General features: G+C 65.5%; 18 protein-coding genes and 1 tRNA gene. 14 read left to right on the top strand and 5 right to left on the bottom strand.

The annotated features are described in order from the left end of the window. Window positions 1-8: 8 nt before the first annotated feature. Window positions 9-587, bottom strand: a complete 579-nt coding sequence (locus CFOUR_RS03375; protein ID WP_290179964.1) for a 5-formyltetrahydrofolate cyclo-ligase — start codon at window positions 585-587, stop codon at window positions 9-11. A 75-nt stretch (window positions 588-662) separates the two neighbouring features. Between CFOUR_RS03375 and CFOUR_RS03380 the strand changes: the two genes are divergently transcribed. The 6 genes from CFOUR_RS03380 to CFOUR_RS03405 all read left to right on the top strand — a co-directional run bounded on the left by CFOUR_RS03380 (window position 663) and on the right by CFOUR_RS03405 (window position 5,912). Then, complete coding sequence (locus CFOUR_RS03380; RefSeq protein ID WP_290179966.1) at window positions 663-1,637, top strand: UTP--glucose-1-phosphate uridylyltransferase; 975 nt, start codon at window positions 663-665, stop codon at window positions 1,635-1,637. Between the two features lie 37 nt (window positions 1,638-1,674). Further along, window positions 1,675-2,985, top strand: coding sequence for a molybdotransferase-like divisome protein Glp (glp, locus tag CFOUR_RS03385; protein ID WP_290179968.1), 1,311 nt, complete (start codon window positions 1,675-1,677; stop codon window positions 2,983-2,985). 20 nt (window positions 2,986-3,005) lie between these two features. Then, window positions 3,006-3,644, top strand: coding sequence for a GNAT family N-acetyltransferase (locus tag CFOUR_RS03390; protein ID WP_085958404.1), 639 nt, complete (start codon window positions 3,006-3,008; stop codon window positions 3,642-3,644). Window positions 3,645-3,776: 132 nt separating this feature from the next. Continuing rightward, window positions 3,777-5,033 (top strand): divisome protein SepX/GlpR, encoded by a 1,257-nt coding sequence (sepX, locus tag CFOUR_RS03395; RefSeq protein ID WP_290179970.1) that lies wholly within the window; start codon window positions 3,777-3,779, stop codon window positions 5,031-5,033. Between the two features lie 74 nt (window positions 5,034-5,107). Continuing rightward, window positions 5,108-5,180: transfer RNA gene (locus CFOUR_RS03400), tRNA-Ala, on the top strand. A gap of 111 nt (window positions 5,181-5,291) precedes the next feature. Further along, on the top strand, window positions 5,292-5,912 hold the full coding sequence (locus CFOUR_RS03405) for a cation efflux transmembrane domain-containing protein (RefSeq protein WP_230471780.1): 621 nt from the start codon (window positions 5,292-5,294) through the stop codon (window positions 5,910-5,912). 6 nt (window positions 5,913-5,918) lie between these two features. On the opposite strand, the gene CFOUR_RS03410 is transcribed toward CFOUR_RS03405, so the two are convergent. After that, window positions 5,919-6,530 carry a DNA-3-methyladenine glycosylase I gene (locus CFOUR_RS03410; protein ID WP_085957385.1) on the bottom strand — a complete coding sequence of 204 codons (612 nt, stop codon included), beginning with the start codon at window positions 6,528-6,530 and terminating at the stop codon, window positions 5,919-5,921. A gap of 52 nt (window positions 6,531-6,582) precedes the next feature. Between CFOUR_RS03410 and CFOUR_RS03415 the strand changes: the two genes are divergently transcribed. Then, the gene (locus CFOUR_RS03415) at window positions 6,583-6,990 is read left to right on the top strand and encodes a DoxX family protein (protein ID WP_290179972.1); all 408 of its coding nucleotides are present in this window, start codon (window positions 6,583-6,585) and stop codon (window positions 6,988-6,990) included. Next, on the top strand, window positions 6,983-7,618 hold the full coding sequence (locus CFOUR_RS03420; protein ID WP_290179974.1) for a zf-HC2 domain-containing protein: 636 nt from the start codon (window positions 6,983-6,985) through the stop codon (window positions 7,616-7,618). Before CFOUR_RS03415 ends, CFOUR_RS03420 begins: the two co-directional genes overlap by 8 nt. 93 nt (window positions 7,619-7,711) lie before the next feature. Here the strand turns inward: CFOUR_RS03420 and pmt are convergent, their stop codons facing one another. After that, window positions 7,712-9,358, bottom strand: coding sequence for a protein O-mannosyltransferase (gene pmt, locus CFOUR_RS03425; RefSeq protein ID WP_085957386.1), 1,647 nt, complete (start codon window positions 9,356-9,358; stop codon window positions 7,712-7,714). Between the two features lie 40 nt (window positions 9,359-9,398). On the opposite strand from pmt, the gene rsmI reads away from it, so the two are divergent. The 5 genes from rsmI (at window position 9,399) to metG (ending at window position 15,619) form a co-directional block, all read left to right on the top strand. Continuing rightward, window positions 9,399-10,274, top strand: a complete 876-nt coding sequence (gene rsmI, locus CFOUR_RS03430) for a 16S rRNA (cytidine(1402)-2'-O)-methyltransferase (RefSeq protein ID WP_085957387.1) — start codon at window positions 9,399-9,401, stop codon at window positions 10,272-10,274. Between the two features lie 61 nt (window positions 10,275-10,335). Further along, the gene (locus CFOUR_RS03435) at window positions 10,336-11,283 is read left to right on the top strand and encodes a substrate-binding periplasmic protein (RefSeq protein WP_179154806.1); all 948 of its coding nucleotides are present in this window, start codon (window positions 10,336-10,338) and stop codon (window positions 11,281-11,283) included. Then, on the top strand, window positions 11,276-12,583 hold the full coding sequence (locus tag CFOUR_RS03440; RefSeq protein WP_143338994.1) for a hypothetical protein: 1,308 nt from the start codon (window positions 11,276-11,278) through the stop codon (window positions 12,581-12,583). The genes CFOUR_RS03435 and CFOUR_RS03440 overlap by 8 nt, the downstream gene beginning before the upstream one ends. After that, window positions 12,583-13,779: an MFS transporter gene (locus CFOUR_RS03445; protein WP_085957390.1), complete on the top strand. Its 1,197-nt coding sequence runs from the start codon at window positions 12,583-12,585 to the stop codon at window positions 13,777-13,779. The genes CFOUR_RS03440 and CFOUR_RS03445 overlap by 1 nt, the downstream gene beginning before the upstream one ends. A gap of 10 nt (window positions 13,780-13,789) precedes the next feature. Next, complete coding sequence (gene metG / locus CFOUR_RS03450) at window positions 13,790-15,619, top strand: methionine--tRNA ligase (protein ID WP_085957391.1); 1,830 nt, start codon at window positions 13,790-13,792, stop codon at window positions 15,617-15,619. A gap of 13 nt (window positions 15,620-15,632) precedes the next feature. Here the strand turns inward: metG and CFOUR_RS03455 are convergent, their stop codons facing one another. Both CFOUR_RS03455 and CFOUR_RS03460 read right to left on the bottom strand, forming a co-directional pair. Beyond that, window positions 15,633-16,532, bottom strand: coding sequence for an alpha/beta hydrolase fold domain-containing protein (locus tag CFOUR_RS03455; RefSeq protein WP_101706377.1), 900 nt, complete (start codon window positions 16,530-16,532; stop codon window positions 15,633-15,635). Continuing rightward, entirely contained in the window at window positions 16,529-16,921 is a 393-nt protein-coding gene (locus CFOUR_RS03460) for a DUF3806 domain-containing protein (protein ID WP_085957392.1), read from the bottom strand. The genes CFOUR_RS03455 and CFOUR_RS03460 overlap by 4 nt, the downstream gene beginning before the upstream one ends. Before the next feature lie 12 nt (window positions 16,922-16,933). On the opposite strand from CFOUR_RS03460, the gene CFOUR_RS03465 reads away from it, so the two are divergent. After that, window positions 16,934-17,770: a TatD family hydrolase gene (locus tag CFOUR_RS03465; RefSeq protein WP_085957393.1), complete on the top strand. Its 837-nt coding sequence runs from the start codon at window positions 16,934-16,936 to the stop codon at window positions 17,768-17,770. The last annotated feature ends 55 nt before the right edge of the window (window positions 17,771-17,825 follow it).

The following is a 17,825-nucleotide window of genomic DNA, read 5'->3' on the forward strand; positions in this document are numbered from 1 at the left end:
GCGGTTCCCTACACGCGGAAAAAACCCTCTGGCGTAATCACCGCGTCCACCGCTTGGTCGTGCGCGTCGTGCGGCACGGCCTCCACGACTTCCCAGTCGAAAACCACAGCCGCGACCGGAACGTCCAGACCCGCGAGTGCGCGGTCGTAGTACCCGGCGCCTTTGCCCAGGCGCATCCCCTGCCTATCGACGGCTAAAGCAGGCACCACCAGCATCCCGCAGGAGCGCAGCACCGCGGAGGTGAAACGAGCCCCGCGCGGTTCTGCAATTCCCAGCGAGCCCAGAGCATCGTCCTGGCCCGCCTGCGCCCAGGCGAGCACCCCGTCAGCTAACGAGATGGGCAGAAACACAGCGCGGGCGGCGGGCGCGAGCCGGGCCGCGAAATCCGCGGGGCCGGGCTCCGAGGGCAGGGGATTGTAGGCGGCGATGTTGGTGCCGGATGCCCCGAAATCCTCCAGACACTCCAATGAGGCCTGGACAATCGCCTGGTCAAGCGTGCTCTTGCGTTGCGTGCCGCGCAACGCGCGACGATCCGCGAGGTGGGCGCTGCGCAGCGCTGCTTTGGGGTGGGGGCGGGGCGTGTCCAATTTGGTGTGTGCGCTCCTTGACTCTGCCGGGTCGTAGCCGGGTTGTGCCGTGTGTGGGCTGTAGGCTTTGCGTTTATGCGGAATTCTACTGACCAGCCCGTGCAGGACGTGAGTGCTTCGGTGAAGACGGTTGTTGTGCCTGCGGCGGGGATGGGTACGCGTTTTTTGCCGGCGACGAAGACGGTGCCGAAGGAGTTGCTTCCGGTGGTAGATACTCCTGGCATTGAGTTGATTGCGGAGGAGGCTGCTGCGGCTGGGGCGCAGCGTCTTGCTGTGGTGGTCGCGCCGAATAAAGAAGAGATCATGCGTCATTTCGGCGAGTTTGAGCAGCTGCAGCAGTTGATGGTTGCCCGCGGCAAGGATGCGCAGGCTGAGAAGGTCGCGCGTGCCAATGGGCTGATTGAAGCTGTGGCGGTGACTCAGGAGGAGCCGCTTGGTTTGGGGCATGCGGTTGGCTGTGCTGAGTCGGCGTTGGATGACGATGAAGATGTTGTGGCTGTCATGTTGCCGGATGATTTGGTGTTGCCGGTTGGTGTGATGGACAAGATGGTTGCGGTGCGCCGCGAGCTTGGTGGGTCGGTGTTGTGCGCGTTTAACGTCTCTCGCGATGAGGTGTTCAACTACGGCGTGTTTGACGTGGAGGATGCTGAGGCCCAGGTTGATGGTGTTGAGGTGTTGAAGGTGCGTGGCATGGTGGAAAAGCCTGCTGTGGAGGATGCGCCGTCGACGTTGGTGGCCACTGGTCGGTATTTGTTGGATCGGGGCATTTTTGATGCTCTGCGTCGGATTGAGCCGGGCAAGGGTGGGGAGTTGCAGCTCACGGATGCGATTGAGTTGATGATTTCTGAGGGGCATCCGGTGCATGTGGTGGTGCATGAGGGCAAGCGCCATGATTTGGGTAACCCGGGTGGGTATATCCCGGCGAATGTGGATTTTGGTTTGCGGGATGCGAAGTACGGCCCGGCGTTGTACACCGCGGTGAAGAAGATCATCGCCGAGTACGAAGCAGAACACCCGGAGCTCGCAGCCAAGACGCAGGACAACGCGTAATACTCGCACGTAACTACCACAGGAAGGGGCACCGGCCATGCGCAGCGTAGAGGACCAGCTAGCAGCTGTAGTGGATGCCGCGGTCGCCCCTGAGCCGATCCGAGTGGCGCTGACAGACGCCCTCGGGCTCATGTGTGCTGAGGAGGTCACCTCCACCAAACAAGTGCCCGGCTTCCCTCAGGCGGCGGTGGACGGGTTTGCCGTGCGAGCGGTAGACGTGGGCGGCTCCGTCGGCCTGCGTCGCCCGGAGCGCCGCCCCGAGCGCGGCGAAGAAGGCGAGGAGCAGGATGCCCCCGCCGTCCCGCCGCCGGTCCGCGAGCAGGCGCTGCCCGTGGTGGGGGAGGTGCCTGCGGGCTCCCAGAAACCACTGCGCCTGCAGCCGCGCCAAGCGGTGCGCGTGGCCACCGGTGCACCGCTGCCCACCCTCGCCGACGCGGTCCTGCCGCTGGAGTGGACAGACCGCGGCCGCAAGCGGGTCACCCCGCAGCGGCCCGTGCGCACGGGCGATTTCGTGCGCAAGCCGGGCGACGACATCCAACCGGGGGACATCGCGGTGCGCCAGGGCACGGTGCTCGGCCCCGCCCAGGTGGGGCTGGCGGCCGCAGCCGGCCGGGACAAGCTGCTGGTCTACCCGCGCCCGCGCGTGACCGTGATGAGCTACGGCCTGGAACTTGTGGATTTGGACCGCGGCCCGGGGTTGGGCCAGGTCTACGACATCGCCTCCTACGTCGTCGCCGCAGCCGCCAAGGAAGCGGGGGCGGACGTGCACCGCGCCGGCATCATCAACGCCGAGCCGCGCCGCATGCGCGAAACCGTCGCCGGACACATCGCAAAAAGTGAGTTCGTTGTGGTCACGGGCGCGGTGGGCGGTTCCGGCGCGGCGCCGATCCAGGAGATTCTGCGCGAGCTGGGCCAGGTGGATACCACGCGTGTGGCCATGCACCCCGGCTCCGTCCAGGGCTTCGGGTTGATGGGGGAGGAGCGCGTGCCCGCCTTCCTCCTGCCGTCCAACCCTGTCAGCGCGCTGGTGATCGCCGAGACATTCATCCGCCCGGCAATTCGCCGTTCGCTGGGTAAGACCGCGGTGACGCGCCGCACCGTCAAGGCGCGCTCGCTGCGCGAGCTGAGCTCCATTCCGGGCCGCCGTGGCTATATCCGCGCCCGGCTGATGCGCGACGCCGACAGCGGCGACTACCTGGTCGAGCCCCTGTCCGCACTGGAGGCTGGGCCGACGCACCTGCTCGCCGGTTTCGCCGAGGCGAACGCGATGATCCACCTGCCGGAAGAGACGACGCATGTGCGACCGGGCGACATCGTGGACGTCGAATTCCTCCGCCAACGCAGCTAAGCCGCCGCATCGTGTTCGAGATGTTCCGCCAGCCCACACCAGGCTGGCCCGAGACCACGCCCAGCGCCACGCTTGTCGACGGCGCTTCCGTGCGCCTGCGCCCCCTGTCCTCCCGCGACGGGGCGGAGTGGTCGGGGACCAGGATCGTGGATAAGCATTGGCTCGAACCCGTCGAACCCACGGTGGACGGGAGTTGGGAGGACGCGCACTCACGCGCGGCGTGGCGCAGCACGTGGTTGAACCTGAAACGCTTGGCCGGCCAAGGCACGGTGGTGCCGCTGGTGATCGAGGTGGACGGCGAGTTCGCGGGTCAGGTCACCCTGGGCAACATCCAGCACGGCATCGTCTCCGAATGCTGGATCGGCTACTGGGTGTACTCGCCGTTTATGGGCCGCGGGGTGGCAACGCTCGCGTGCGCGCTGGGGGTGGACCACGCCTTCGGGCGCGTGGGGCTGCACCGCCTGACCGCTACCTACCTGCCGCACAACCCCGGTTCGGGGAAGGTGCTGGAGCACAACGGTTTCCGCGAGGAAGGGTTTTTGCGCCGGAACCTCCACATTGACGGGCAGTGGCGCGACCACCACTTCGTGGCGCTCAACGTCGACGACTTTGCCACCACCGCTGTGCAGCGCCTGCGCGATGCCGGGCGCGCACGCTAAGCGCGAAAAACAGCTGTCCTCCACGGCGCGCCGATCCGTTCGGGCGCGCGCGGGCCGATACCGTGGACTTCTGAATTTGAGGGTGTAACTTACGCGGAAAGGTGGCAAATGCCGATGGGCAGCCCGAGCTTAATGATCATTTTGATCCTCGTCGTCTGGATCATCGTTCTCGCCCCGCTGATGATCGGCAACAACAAACCGATCCGTCGCTCCGGTGAGGGCTACGAGGAGACCCGTGTGCTGCACGAGGGCGGCACTGCCCAGCTGGCCGAGCGCCGCCGCCCGAAGCTGACCGCGGCCGACATCCACCGCCACAGCGAGGACGAGGATTACGAGGTGGTCGAGGCCACCGACGCGGATGAGCAGGTGCTTATCGACGACGCTCCCGCTCTTCGCTCCATCTTCCGCCGCCCGGGCGCCACGGAGGGCGACTTCGCTGCGGACCATGTCGACGGGGAAGTGATCGAGCACGTCGATGACGAGGCGGAATCTGCCGCCGAGGAAGCCGACTCCGCCGACGAGGTGGATGCCGCCGACAGCGCAGACACCGAGGCAGCAGAGGCTGACGCCGCACCCACGGGCGGATCCACCAAGGTCGCGGCCAACGCTGCCGGCGGCTCGACGTCCGTGAAGCTCCTCACCGCGGAGGATGATTCCGACGAAGAAGCCGCAGAGGCCGAAGACTTCGCAGAGGAAGACCGCTACGACCTCGACGAGTCCTACACCGCACCCGAGGACTATGGCTACGCTCAGCACGGCGCCACCGCTGAGTCTGACAGCGAGAACGGCACCGATGCCGCAGCCGCGGACGCCGACCGCCTCCAGGACACCGATGACGACGCTGAGTCGGATGCCGACGCCGCTGACGCAGACAGCGACGACACCGCCACGGCCGACAACGCCTCTGAAGAAGACCTCGCCTTTGCCGCTTCCCGCCGCGGCCGCGGCGGCTACGACCCGGAGCGCGAAAAGAAGAACACCGCCACCCGCTTCCAGCGCCGCCAGCGAACCCTCCTGGTGCTCATCGCGGCGTGCGTGGTCACCTTCGTCATCGCGTTTGTCGCCGGCGGGTGGGCCTGGGTGCTGCCCGCGGCGGCCGTTGCTACGACCGCGTGGTTCATGATCGCCCTGCGCAGGGTGGTGCTCCAGGAGCGCGCCCTCCACCAGCGCCGGCTGCGTCAGCTGCGTCGTGCCCGGATGGGTGTGGCCATGAGCACTTCGCATGAGAATCCGCGCGACGCACGGCTGCGCGCCGGCTCCGTGGTGCTGGACCTGGACGACGAAAGCCCGGATTTCGACACCTTGCCGTCCACCCGCTTCGCGCCCACGCAAGGCCCCGATTACGACGACTACGAAGAGCTCGGCGGCTACGGCACCCGCGCCTCTTAACTTCCGGTGAAAACCCCGCGTGCGCTCCCGATTTAGCCTGCGCGCGGGGGAGGAGTAACGTACTTCAACACCGAGGGGCTATAGCTCAGTTGGTAGAGCGTCGCGTTCGCAATGCGAAGGTCAGGGGTTCGATTCCCCTTAGCTCCACAGATCCCACGGGACCCGGACAGTTCGAAGAAGAACTGGCCGGGTCCTGTGACGTTTTGTAGGTCGGCTACACTGCTTCGCGGTATTTCAAAGTACAAAAGGAGCAGTACAGTGGCCGATTCTCTGGGGGCACAGAAGATCCGTCGCGCGGTGCTTATTGTGGCGCTGCTGAACCTGGGCTACTTCTTCGTCGAATTCTTCGGCGCTGTGGCCATCGGCTCGGCGTCCTTGTTCGCAGATTCTGCGGACTTCCTCGAAGACACGGCCATCAACCTGCTCGTCTTTTTCGCCGTGGCTTGGCCGGCTGCACGGCGACGTACCGCGGGCAGCGTGCTCGCCGCGCTGATTCTCATCCCGGCCGTGGCGGCGATTGTCACCGTGATTGCCAAGATCATGAACCCGGTCGCGCCGTCGCCGGAGGGCCTGACCGGCATCGCGCTCGGCGCGCTGGTGGTCAACGTCATCTGCGCCATCCTGCTCATGCAGCTGCGCGGCGAAGGCTCGTCGCTAGCTACCGGTGCGTGGCTGGCTGCCCGCAACGATGCGTTGGCCAACCTGCTCATCATCGCCGCCGGCCTGCTCACGTTCGTGTGGGAGACGGCCTGGTTCGACATCGTGGTCGGCGCCATCATCGCCGCTATCAACCTCTCCGCCGCGAGGGAAGTGTGGGAGGCCGCCCGTGAGGAGCACGACTCGGTGGAGGAAGCCTTCGCCGAGATGGACGACGACTAAAAGCGCCTACGCCCACACCCCGGACGCGCCGCGGCGCCAGGTGCCCACCAGGTTGGTGTCCAGAATTCCGGTGGACTCCATCAGCGCGTACATGGTTACCGGGCCGACGAAGCTGAAGCCGCGCTTTTTCAGGTCCTTCGCCAACTGCTCCGATTCAGCCGAGCGGGTGGGCACCTCCTCCATGGTGCGCGGGGCAGGGGTCCGCTCCGGCTGGTAGGACCACACAAACTCGCCGAGATGCGTTCCTTCCTCCCTTAGTCCGAGGGTGGCCTGGGCGTTTTTCACCGCAGCCTCCAGTTTGCGCCGGTTGCGGATCAAGGAAGCGTCGTCAAGCAAATGCTCGATGCTCATGCCCGCCACCACCTCCGGGTCGAAGCTCGCAAACGCCGCGCGCAACGCCTCGCGCTTCTGCAATATCAGCCGCCACGACAGCCCGACCTGGAACCCTTCCAGGCACACGCGCTCGAACATGCCCTGCTCGTCGGTGACGGGCATGCCCCATTCGGTGTCGTAGTAGTCGCGCAGCAGCGGATCATGTGCCGCCCACGGCGGGCGCGCACGCCCGTCCTCGCCGTTGACGGGCCAGCCTAGTTCTGGTGTGAGGTGAAGTTCAGTCATAGGTATTGGACTCAGTTCTACCCGCTTCGGTTCCACGGGTACGCTAATCGGCATGAATAGGCCCGCTGTCCGCGACTTCGCGCTGCTTGTGCTCCGGCTCGTGCTGGGTGCGGTGTTCGTGGCCCACGGCTACAACCACTGGTTCGAGATCGGCATGGCGGAAACCGGCCGCCTATTCGCCGCGCTCGGGGTGCCGCAGCCGCAGCTGTCCGCCTACCTCACCGGCACGGTCGAGCTCATCGGCGGGGCGTTTTTGGCGGTGGGGCTGTTAACGACGATCACCGCCTCCATCCTCGCCCTTCTGGTGCTTTCCGCCGGGTACTTCGTGCACCTGGGCCACGGCTTCTTCGTCGACGGCGGCGGGGTGGAATACGTCCTCGTGCTGGCCGCGTCGCTGTTTATCATCACCGTCTTCGGCACCGGCCGCGCCAGCCTGGACGGAGTGCTCACCCGTGATTAGCCACGAGGAAGTGCAAAAGGCGCTGTCCGCGCGTATCGATGGGGAACCGTCCGGTCTCGACGACGCCGTCGTGGACGCCCACGTGTCCGGGTGCCCCGAGTGCCGCGCCTTTTTAGACCGCTCCCTCGCTCTGACCCAGCAACTCCACGGCGATGACATAGAAGCATTTGCGCCGCCGCAGGACCTCTCGTCCGTCATCCTCGCGGGCGTGGACGACGAGTGGCGCCGCTTCGCCCGCCGCCGCGAGGTGGGCATCGCTGTCGGGCGTGTACTCCTCGGCGTGATGGCCGTGGTGTGGGTGCTGTGGGCTGTGCGCCTGATCATCGCCGGCGGGGACGAACCCGTGGTCGCCTCCACCGCCTCCGTGCGATTCGGCGTGGCGCTGGCGCTCGGCTTCACGGCGTGGCGCCCGCAGCAGATCCCCGGGGTACTGCTGATTGTCGGCACCATGTTTACCTTCACCGTCGGCTTCGCCGTGCGCGACGCGGTGCTCGGCACAGGGCAGTTCGAGCTCGCCGGGGTGCTCATCCCCCTGCTCAGCCTGGTTGCGCTGGTGTGGACGTGGGTCGCCGACCGCGGCGGGGCGTTGCGCCGGGCGTGGCAGCTTTTGGACGCCCGCCCTTACTAGGACGTCTGCCGCGGCGCCGGGAGAGCACAACCGGGAAACACAAAGCCCGGCCGGGGGAGCACACCCCGGCCGGGCTGAAATTATCTGCGAGCGCTACTTCCAGCTCGGCAGCCACATCAGCGACTCGTAGTAGCTGTCCGGAATGCGGAAGCCGTAGAAGATAGGCGACCAGTAGATGAAGCTGGCCACCACCAGCGCCACGTAGACCACAGCGGCGAGCTGGCCCCAGCGCATTTCAAAGCCCGCGACCTTGTTCACCCACGACCACGTCACGGGCCCGCCCTTGTTAGCCAGGTTGCCCAACGCCAACGCCAGCAATACCGCGGTAAACGGCACCAGGGCGGTGGCGTAGAAGAAGTACATCTGGCGGTCGAAGGCGGCCAGCCACGGCAGGAAGCCCGCGGCGAACGCAACCACCGGGACGATGACGCGGAAATCCTTGCGCGTCAGCCACACCCAGCACGCCCACAGCAGCACCGGCACAGTCAGCCACCAGATGGCGGGGGTGCCAAACATGTAGATCATCTCGCGGCACTTGCCGTCGCCGGGAGCGACGGAGCAATCCAGATCCGTGGCGGAGTAGTAGAGGATCGGGCGCGCGGAGACCAGCCACGCCCACGGCTTGGAGTCCCACGGGTGGGAGTGGCCGGACGAGGAGGTCAAGGAGGCGTGGAACTTCAGCACCGAGAAGTGGTAGTAGAACCAGCCGGCAACCGGCTCCGGCAGATTGGTCAGCCACGGCCACTCGGAACCGGCGATGGTGCCGTCAGACAGCGAGTGCCGGTACACGGAGGTCTCGGAGGCGAACCAGGCGCGCCAAGACCACAGGTACAGCACGGCGGGGATGAGCACGATGGAGGCGAGCGCCGAAGGGACGTCGCGAAGCAGAGTGCCCGAAATGGGTTTTTCAACGCCGTAGCGGCGGCGCAGGAACAGGTCCCAGAAGGCGGACAGCAGGCCGAAGAACATGATGTAGTACAGGCCCGACCACTTCACCGCCAACGTCAGGCCGAGCAGCACACCGGTGGCGAAGCGCCACCAGCGAAAGCCCATGCGCGGGCCGAAGGGGCCAGCGTCTTCGAGCTTGCCTGCCAGCCACGCGTCGTGCCAGCGGTGGTGGACCTGGCGCATGTCGCCAGCGAGCGTCCAGGCTGCCATCACCACGAACAGGACCTGGAAAACGTCGAGCATGCCGAACTTGGCGGAGACCAGCAGCACGCCGTCGAACAGCGCGATGATGCCGGCGAGCAGTCCGATGTTGGTGGACTGGCTCACTCGCCGCGCCAGCAGGAACACGAAGACAATTACGGCGGTGCCGAACAAGCCAGTCATCAGGCGCCACCCCAGTGGGGTGTAGCCGAACAGCGTCTCGCCCATAGCCAGCAGCTGCTTGCCCAACGGCGGGTGCACGACGAGGCCGTAGCCCGGGTTGGACTCGATGCCACCGAGGACGGGGTTGAAGGAGCTGCGCACCATGTCCCAGGCCTGCGGCACGTAGTGCTTCTCGTCGAAGACCGGTGTGTCGGAGCTGGTGGGTTGCACCAGGCCGATGAAGCGGGTGAGCAGCGCCAAGATTCCGATGGCCCAGGCGGCGATCGTGTCGCGGCGCGTCCACGGCACAGTCACAGGTGCTTCGGGCGCCGGGCGGGTAGGCCTCAGGGCGCCTGAAGTGCCGGGCGGCGCTGCCTCGGTGCCGGAGGGCGGTCCGGCGGGGTTCGGGGTGCTCGCGATAGTGGTCACGGGGGAAGATATTAGCGCTTCCTATGTATGCTGTGACTTTATGGCCGACACTCACCCCGCACTCCCGACAACTGGTGTGGTGCTCGCCGCCACGCCGCTGGGCAATATCGACGATGCCTCCGAGCGTTTGCGCCAGGCGCTCGCCCAGGCCGACGTTGTGGCCGCCGAAGACACGCGCCGCACTCGCGCCCTCGCGTCCGCGCTTGGGGTGGAGATCAGTGGGCGGGTGGTTTCCAACTTCGACCATAACGAGGAGACGCGCCGTGGCGAGCTGCTGCAGGCGGCACGTGCGGGTGTGGTGCTCGTGGTCACGGACGCCGGGATGCCGATTGTGTCTGACCCCGGGCTCGCGCTCGTCGCCGCGGCGCACGATGCCGGCGTGCCGGTGACGTGCCTCCCCGGCCCGTCTGCAGTGACAACCGCGCTGGCGTTGTCTGGTCTCAACGTCGGCCACTTCATCTTCGACGGCTTTGCGCCACGCAAATCCGGTGCCCGCCGCGCGTGGCTCGCCTCGCTCGTCGGCGAGCGCCGCGCAGTGTGTTGCTTCGAGTCCCCGCACCGCATCGAGCAATTGCTTATCGACGCCCGCGACGTCCTCGGCCCGACCCGCCGTGCCGCAGTCTGCCGAGAACTCACCAAAACTTACGAGGAGGTCAAACGGGGCACCCTCGCCGAACTCGCCGACTGGGCTGCCGAGGGGGTTCGCGGCGAAATCACCTTGGTAATCGAGGGCGGCGCCGCCGAAGACGCGGAACCGGAAGACCTGGTGGACCGCGTGCTGTCGCTTGTCGACGACGGAGCGCGGATGAAAGACGCCGTGAAATCCGTGGCTAAGGATGCTGGCGTCAAAGTCGGCGACCTCTACGATGCGTCGGTGTCCGCACGGGAAGGAGCACTAGGTGATTCCTCCAACTAAGGACAAGCAGCGAACCCGCTGGATGCGACTCGTCTTGCTGTTCATTTGCATTTTTTCGATCGTGGCGTCGTTTCTCCTCGTGCGCGTCCAGCCCCCGCGCGCTGTGCAGTCCGTGCAAGTGCTCACTTCAGACTGGGAGCCGTATGTCAATCCCGTGGAGGAGAATGGTGGCACGGTCGGCGAAATTGTCGTCTCGGTGCTGGCGAGTAGTGGCTACGCCGCGCAGGTTACCGAAGACAATTGGGACAGCGGCCTGGAGAAGGTGGATGCCGGTACTGCGTTCGGCATCTTCCCGATGGTGAAATCCGAAGAGCGGTTGGACAAGTTCGAGTACTCCGAGCCACTCGTGGACTTCCGCTACGTCCTGTTCAAACGCAGCGACGAACCCGTGTCTTCCGAGGTACTGGCCGGCGATCTTTCACAGGTCCGAGTCGGCAGGATCGATGGCTACGACTACTGGCCGCAGCTTGATGCCTCAGGCGCCGACTTCCGCGACTTCCCCTCAACGAGCGCCGGATTCCAGGCGCTTCGCGACGGTGAGATCGACCTCCTCGCCGAATCCGATGTCGTGGGCAACGCCACCCTTACCAGCGCAGAATTCGTCGGAGATGCCAGCTGGTTCGAAATCGTCGAAAGTGACAACCCCGCGCTTTCCTCCACAGACAGCGTCTACTTCCTCGTGCGCAAAAGCGACCTGTCGGGTGCGGTCATGGAACGCTTCAACCAGTCGTTGGAGCAGTTCAAGCAGTCCGAACGCTACCGTGAGCTCGTGTCCTCGCTCGGCGGTGTCCCTGACGACGTGATCCTCGTCGGTGATGGGCTCGTCGAGGTGTCCGACCCCGCTGGGGAGCCACTCGGGGCAATTCCGCCCGGCGTGCGCGCACGGGTGGTCGCCTGGCCAGACGAGCTGCACCCCGGCAGCCGACTCGAAGTGAAAATGCTCGACGGGCCGCTGGCGGGCAGAATCGCCACCGTCGATCTGGAACACGTGGAGGTGAGTGGTGTTTAAGGCAGAGTTCCGTCTCATCTCCCCGCTGCGCGTGCACTGCCTCGTGCAGCCGGGAGTGGAGTTTCGAGAGACCCAAGCCAACCACGCGTTCTGGGAAAGGGTCGCCACTGCGGTCGGGGCGCAGCACATGCGCCAAGATCCGAACCAGCACGGTCTGCAGTACCAGTCGACCAGTAGCATCGACCTGCCCAACGACATCGCCGTGCTGAAGCAGCAACTGAGCGTGCCACGCGACGTCGTCTGCTCCACGGAGCGAGGCATCGACGTCACCGGCGTGGAATGGAGCCTGTGCGACTTCGGCATCCTGCTCGTGGAGACCTCGCTCACTGTCACCATTTCCGACCAGACGGCGCACGACATCGAACGTGACGTCCAAGCCGCCGCGACCGAGGTCAACGACCGGATCGTCGCTGACAGCTACGGCACCCTATGTGCGGCGATCAAGGAGTCACCGAACTACGAGGATTTCGTCGTGTTCGACAACGGCGAGCCAATCGTCCACGCCTGGGCCTCGCGCGCCCTCATCTTCGATCCTGCCATCGAGGCCGGCGCCTCTCATCAACGTCAGTTCGCCATCGACTGGCTGAGTAACTCCAGGCATTCCGACGAGATCGTTGAGAGACTCACAACTCGAGAGATCACCCACTCGGCGGACTGGATGAACTACGTCTACCTGAAGGAAACCGCAGACAACGCCAGCGAAGTCAAGGAGAACTGGAAAGCGTTGCTGCGCGCCCAATTCTATTATTCCGCGATGGGGCGCATCGACGGCAACCTTACTGAGATCCTTTCGTGGTCCATGTCGCCGTCGGAGGACATCTCCACCAGCAAACTGCGCCAGCAGCTACGTCAGGAAATGGACTTTGCCGAGGCACTGTTCTTGAAGAAATCCGAGGTAGGCAAGTACGTCAATCCCGGCTCACGGGTAGAAACCGAACGCATCCTTGAAGTCTGGGACTTCGACGACGTGCTGGCTGACCCCGTGCAGATGAAACTGCAGATCTGCCAGACGCGGCTGGACACTATCGAAAGCGAACGGGCCCGCTCGGCGGGATTCTTCACGGACCTCATTTTGATGGTCATCGGTGTCACATCCATCCTCGGAACCGCGCTCGCAGTGGTGAGTCTGGGGCGCAGCGCATCCGCGGATCCGAATCAAACCGTCTACGACCTCGGTGCGGGAAAACTCACCACCTGGATCGCCACACAGCCGATGGACGTCATTTTGCTGATCTCCACGATTGTCTCCGTACTTATGGTGATCGCCTTTGTCGCTGCGAGGAAGAAGAGCGAGCAGTGATGAACCTGCGCACGCGCTTAAGCATCATTGTCATCGCCTTGGAGGTCCAGTTCTGGTTCCCAGTCTGGCTGCTGTTTCTCCTCGACCGAGGTTTCACCGTAGGTCAGGCAGCACTCGCCGACGGCGTGTTCCGGCTCGTGGCCACCCTCGCAGAAGTGCCGGCTGGCTGGTTGTCGGACAGAATCGGGCGAAAAGCGTCGCTCGGAATCGCACTCGGGGGCACTGCGTTGACGTTCCTGTTGATTGCCTCCGTGAGCAATATGGCAGGCCTCCTGCTCGCCTGGTCTGTCTGGGGTGTGCTCTGGGCGCTCGTGTCAGGCCTGCTCACCGCTTACGCGTGGGAACTGGGCAGTGAGGTAGAAGGCGGCGGGAGCATCCGCGCAACGGAGTTCGTCCGCGTGCGACGAGTCTGCGCGGCGGCTGCGATGCTCTTCTCCTTGGTGACAGCGGGTTGGCTCTATGAGCTTGCACCCACGTTGCCGTTCATCGTGACCGCAGTACTCGCTCTTGCAGTCATTCCGGTTGCGATGGGCCTTCCTGCAATCCCGCACCGCGCCAGCGGCAATGCGCATTCGGCGCGCGCGTTGCGCATGGGAGCACGAGCGATTTCGCCTCCGCAGCGGCTCGCCCTGGGCGCCGGGGCGATCGTTCTGGTGGCCGGGTGGAGCATTCAGATGGTCTTTCAGCCGCTGGGCCTGCAAGCTGGGCTCGATCCGACGGGCATTTCGTTTCTCTTCGCAGGCTTTGCGCTGGCCCAACTTGCCGGCGCATGGCTGGTGGGTCGGATCCCTGCGCGACGCGAGACGATCCTCGTGGGATCCGTCGCTGGGATCGCTGCGATGTGTTTCGGTGCGTGGCTCGGGTTCACTCACGCCGCACCTGTGTGGGTCTCAATTGTCAGTCTTGTCGCACTCGGGGTGTTCTACGCTGTGGGCACGACGTACTGTGACATTTGGGTCTCCGAACTTGCGACGACGAGCAACCGAGCGACCATGTTGTCGCTGGTGGCGCTCCTCGGTGGCGCTGTGATGATTGTATCGAGGCCCCTCTTGGGGCTTGTCGCTGACGCGACGAGTGCCTCGGAGGCGTTCGGTCTGTGGGCTGCGGTCTGTGCCCTGTTCGGGTGGGTGCTGTGGATGATGCTGCGCCGAGGAGTTCCCTCAGCCGGTGCGCCCGGGCAGTCGGGGTCAACGTAAGGTAGTGGACATGGAAAACAACGTTCTTGTGTGCGTGGCGTGGCCGTATGCGAACGGCCCGCGCCATATCGGCCATGTCGCCGGCTTCGGCGTCCCCTCTGACGTCTTCGCCCGCTACCAGCGAATGTCGGGCAAGAACGTGCTCATGGTTTCCGGCACCGACGAGCACGGCACCCCGCTGCTCGTGCAAGCGGACAAGGAAGGTGTCACTGTCAAGGAGCTGGCGGACCGTTACAACCGCCAGATCGTGCAGGATCTGGCCGGGCTCGGCCTGTCCTACGACCTGTTCACCCGCACCACAACCCGCAACCACTACGCGGTGGTCCAGCAGCTGTTCCGCGGGCTGAACGACAACGGTTACATGATCCGCGAGATCACGCAGGGCGCGATCTCCCCGTCGACCGGCCGCACCCTGCCGGACCGCTACATCGAGGGCACGTGCCCGATCTGCGGCGCTACCGACGCGCGCGGCGACCAGTGCGACAACTGCGGCAACCAGCTCGACCCCGCAGACCTGATCGACCCGGTGTCCAAGATCAACGGCGAGACCCCGGAGTTCATCGAGACCGAGCACTTCATGCTCGACCTTCCCGCGCTGCACGACGCGCTGGAGCAGTGGCTGTCCACCCGCGAAGAGTGGCGGCCGAACGTGTTGAAGTTCTCCCTGAACCTGCTCGAGGACATGCGCCCGCGCGCCATGACCCGCGACATCGACTGGGGTATTCCGATCCCGGTGGAGGACTGGCAGGACAACCCGTCGAAGAAGCTTTACGTCTGGTTCGACGCGGTGGTCGGCTACCTGTCTGCCTCGATTGAGTGGGCGCACCGCTCGGGCAACCCGGACGCGTGGAAGGAGTTCTGGCAGGACCCGGCCACCGAGGGCTATTACTTCATGGGCAAGGACAACATCACCTTCCACTCCCAGATCTGGCCGGCGGAACTGCTCGGCTACGCCGGCAAGGGTTCCAAGGGCGGCGAGGTTCACGAGCTTGGCGAGCTGAACCTGCCTACCGAGGTGGTCTCCTCCGAGTTTTTGACCATGTCCGGCTCCAAGTTCTCCTCGTCCAAGGGCGTGGTCATTTACGTCAAGGACTTTTTGGCGGAGTTCGGCCCGGACCCGCTGCGCTACTTCATCGCGGTGGCCGGCCCGGAAAACAACGACACCGACTTCACCTGGGACGAGTTTGTCCGCCGCGTGAACAACGAGCTGGCCAACGGCTGGGGCAACCTGGTCAACCGCACCGTGTCCATGGCGCACAAGAACTTCGGCCAGATCCCGGCGCCGGGCCCGCTGGAGGCGTCCGACGAGCGCATCCTCAACCTGGCCGAGGAAACCTTCACCACCGCCGGCGAGGAGCTGGGCAAGGCCCACTTCAAGTCCGCGATTACGAAGGTCATGCACGTTGTGGGCGAGGCCAACGCCTACATCGCGGAGCAGGAGCCGTGGAAGCTGGCCAAGGACGACAGCCAGCGCGAGCGCCTGGCCACCGTACTGTGGACGGCGCTGCAGGTCGTCTCCGACTGCAACGCCATGCTCACCCCGTATTTGCCCCACACCGCGCAGAAGGTCCACGAGACCCTCGGCCGCACCGGCATCTGGGCTGCGGAACCGCGCGTGGAGGAAGTCGTCGACGACGCGGACTACAACCTTGTCGGCGCCGGTCTGCCGGACAAGGGCCAGACCTACCCGACGATTACCGGCGACTACTCGCAGCAGCAGGCGGTGTGGCAGCGTGTCGACGTCGTCCCGGGCACCGAGCTTGCAAAGCCGCAGCCGCTGATTGCCAAGCTGGACCCGGAGCTGGGCGAGACCGGCCCGGAGTGGGCGCCGGTGCAGTAGCCCGGTGCAGTAGCTAGAGCCGGTCGCCCAGCCAGGCGCGCGCCGAAGCGAGCATCTGTCTAACCACGCCGATGTCGAACGCCCAAAGCTCAATCGCGTGCGGCGCGCCTTCGATGATTTCCAGCTGCGCGGGTACCTCGGCTTCGCGCAAGCGGCGGGCGTAGCTGCAGATCTCCTCGTAGAACAGCTCGATGTCGCCGGTTGACAGCCATGCAGGCGGCAGCCCTGACAAGTCCACTCGACGAGCGGGCACCGCGTACTCAGGCACGTATGCCCTTCCTGGCGCTTGGCCCAGGTAGGAAGTCCACGCAAAGCGGGTCTGCTCGTTGTTGGCTACCGGCCTGTCACGCGGGACGTCTCGTCTGCGGTCCGCGGTGGGGCGGTCGTCCAGCATGGGGCAGAACAGCCACTGAGCCCGGGGTTGGGGGCCGTTTTCGTCGTACAGCCGCTGGCATGCCGCGGCGGCCAGACCGCCACCCGCGCTTTCGCCGCCGATGGCGAACGGCTCCCCGAACTCGCTGGCGTGCTCGTGCATCCACGCCCACGTGTCAAGCGCCGCGTTCAAGCCAGCGGGGAACGGGTGGGCCGGGGAGAGCGGATATCGGGGGGCGATCACGGTGACCCCAACTTCCGCGGCGGTGTTGACACACAACGGGCCGTCCTGGCTCGGGTGGCCGATGATGTGGCCGCCGCCGTGGAGCCACAGCAGCGAGCCCTTAGGGTTGCGCGGTTTGTAGATGAGGGTGCGCCCCGACCTGAGTAGTTCCACACCTTCGCGGCGGGGGTGGGGAAACAGTGCCTGCCCGTGGGAAGCGAGCCAGCGGGTCGCGCCGCATTCCACATGCGGGTGGGGGATGAGACGCGCGCGTCGGCGAAACTCCGACCGGACCAGCGGCATGATCGAATTGGTCACAGGAATTGCCCCAAGAACTCGGTGAGCTTGCCGGGTTCCTCGTCCTCGAAGCGCTGGTCCACCACCACCAGCGGGGCGGTGTATTTCTCTGCGGCCCCGCCGGGGTCTTTGACGACGACGAGGTCGGTGCCGTAGGCGTCGCTAAGCAATTGCCACGCATAGCCCTCGCGTACGAGCGCTTGGCCGAGCGCGGTGCCGTAGAGGCGCGCGGTCTCGCCGCGGGGGAAGGAGCGGCGCACATCCGGGGGAAGCGCGAGGTAGTCGGCCAGCTCGGCTTCGAAGGAGCCGACGATGTCGGCGGGCGAGCCGTTGATGCCGCGCCCGGCGGCTTCGGCCAAATCGGCCTCGATTTGTCTCTGGGTGGCTGAATCGATGTCTGCAAATGCCATAGGGTGCATCGTATGAGCAAAAAGAAACCGCGTCCCACACCCGTGCCCGCCGAGCCGATTCCCGGCCTGGTGGATGCGCACACCCACCTCGCGTCTTGCGGCGCGCGCACGAAAGAAGAGGTCGACGCGTTCGTCGCCCGTGCGCGCGAGGCAGGTGTGGAGCGCATCTGCACCGTCGGAGACGGTTTGGCGGAGGCGGAGTTGGCGCTTGAAGCCGCGCACTTGCACGATCGCGTCTTCGCGGCGTGCGCGATCCACCCCACGAGGGCGCACGAGCTTGACGACGCTGCTCGCGCCCGCCTGACCGAAATGGCGCAGGATGAGCGCTGTGTGGCGGTGGGCGAGACCGGCATTGACGCGTACTGGCTCGCGCACGACGCAGAGGGCACCGCGCCGCTCGAGGTGCAGGAAGAGGCGTTTCGCTGGCACATCGATCTGGCCGTGAAATCCGGCAAGGCGCTGATGATCCACAACCGCGAGGGCGACGAGGAGATGATGCGCATTCTGGCGGATGCGCCGAAGCCCGAGCACGTGATTTTGCACTGCTTCTCTTCGCCGGTGGAGGTGGCAAAAGAGGCGATTGAGCGCGGCTACGTGCTCAGCTTCGCCGGCAACGTCACATTCAAGCGCAACGAACAGCTGCGCCAGGCGGCGGCGCTGGCTCCGCGGGGCCAGCTGCTGGTGGAAACGGACGCGCCGTACATGACCCCGGAGCCGTTCCGCGGGGCGAAGAACGAGCCGGCACTGATTGGGCACACCGCGAAGGTTTTGGCGGATGCGCGCGGCATGGAAGTGGCCGATGTGGCGCGAGAGATTGGAGAGACATTCTCGCGGGTGTACGGGGTGTGAGCTGGAGCGTCGGTCCTTGAAACGCCGCAGCCGTTACCGTATCGTTACCCGGGTT

Source organism: Corynebacterium fournieri, assembly GCF_030408775.1.
GTDB classification, from domain to species: Bacteria; Actinomycetota; Actinomycetes; order Mycobacteriales; family Mycobacteriaceae; genus Corynebacterium; species Corynebacterium fournieri.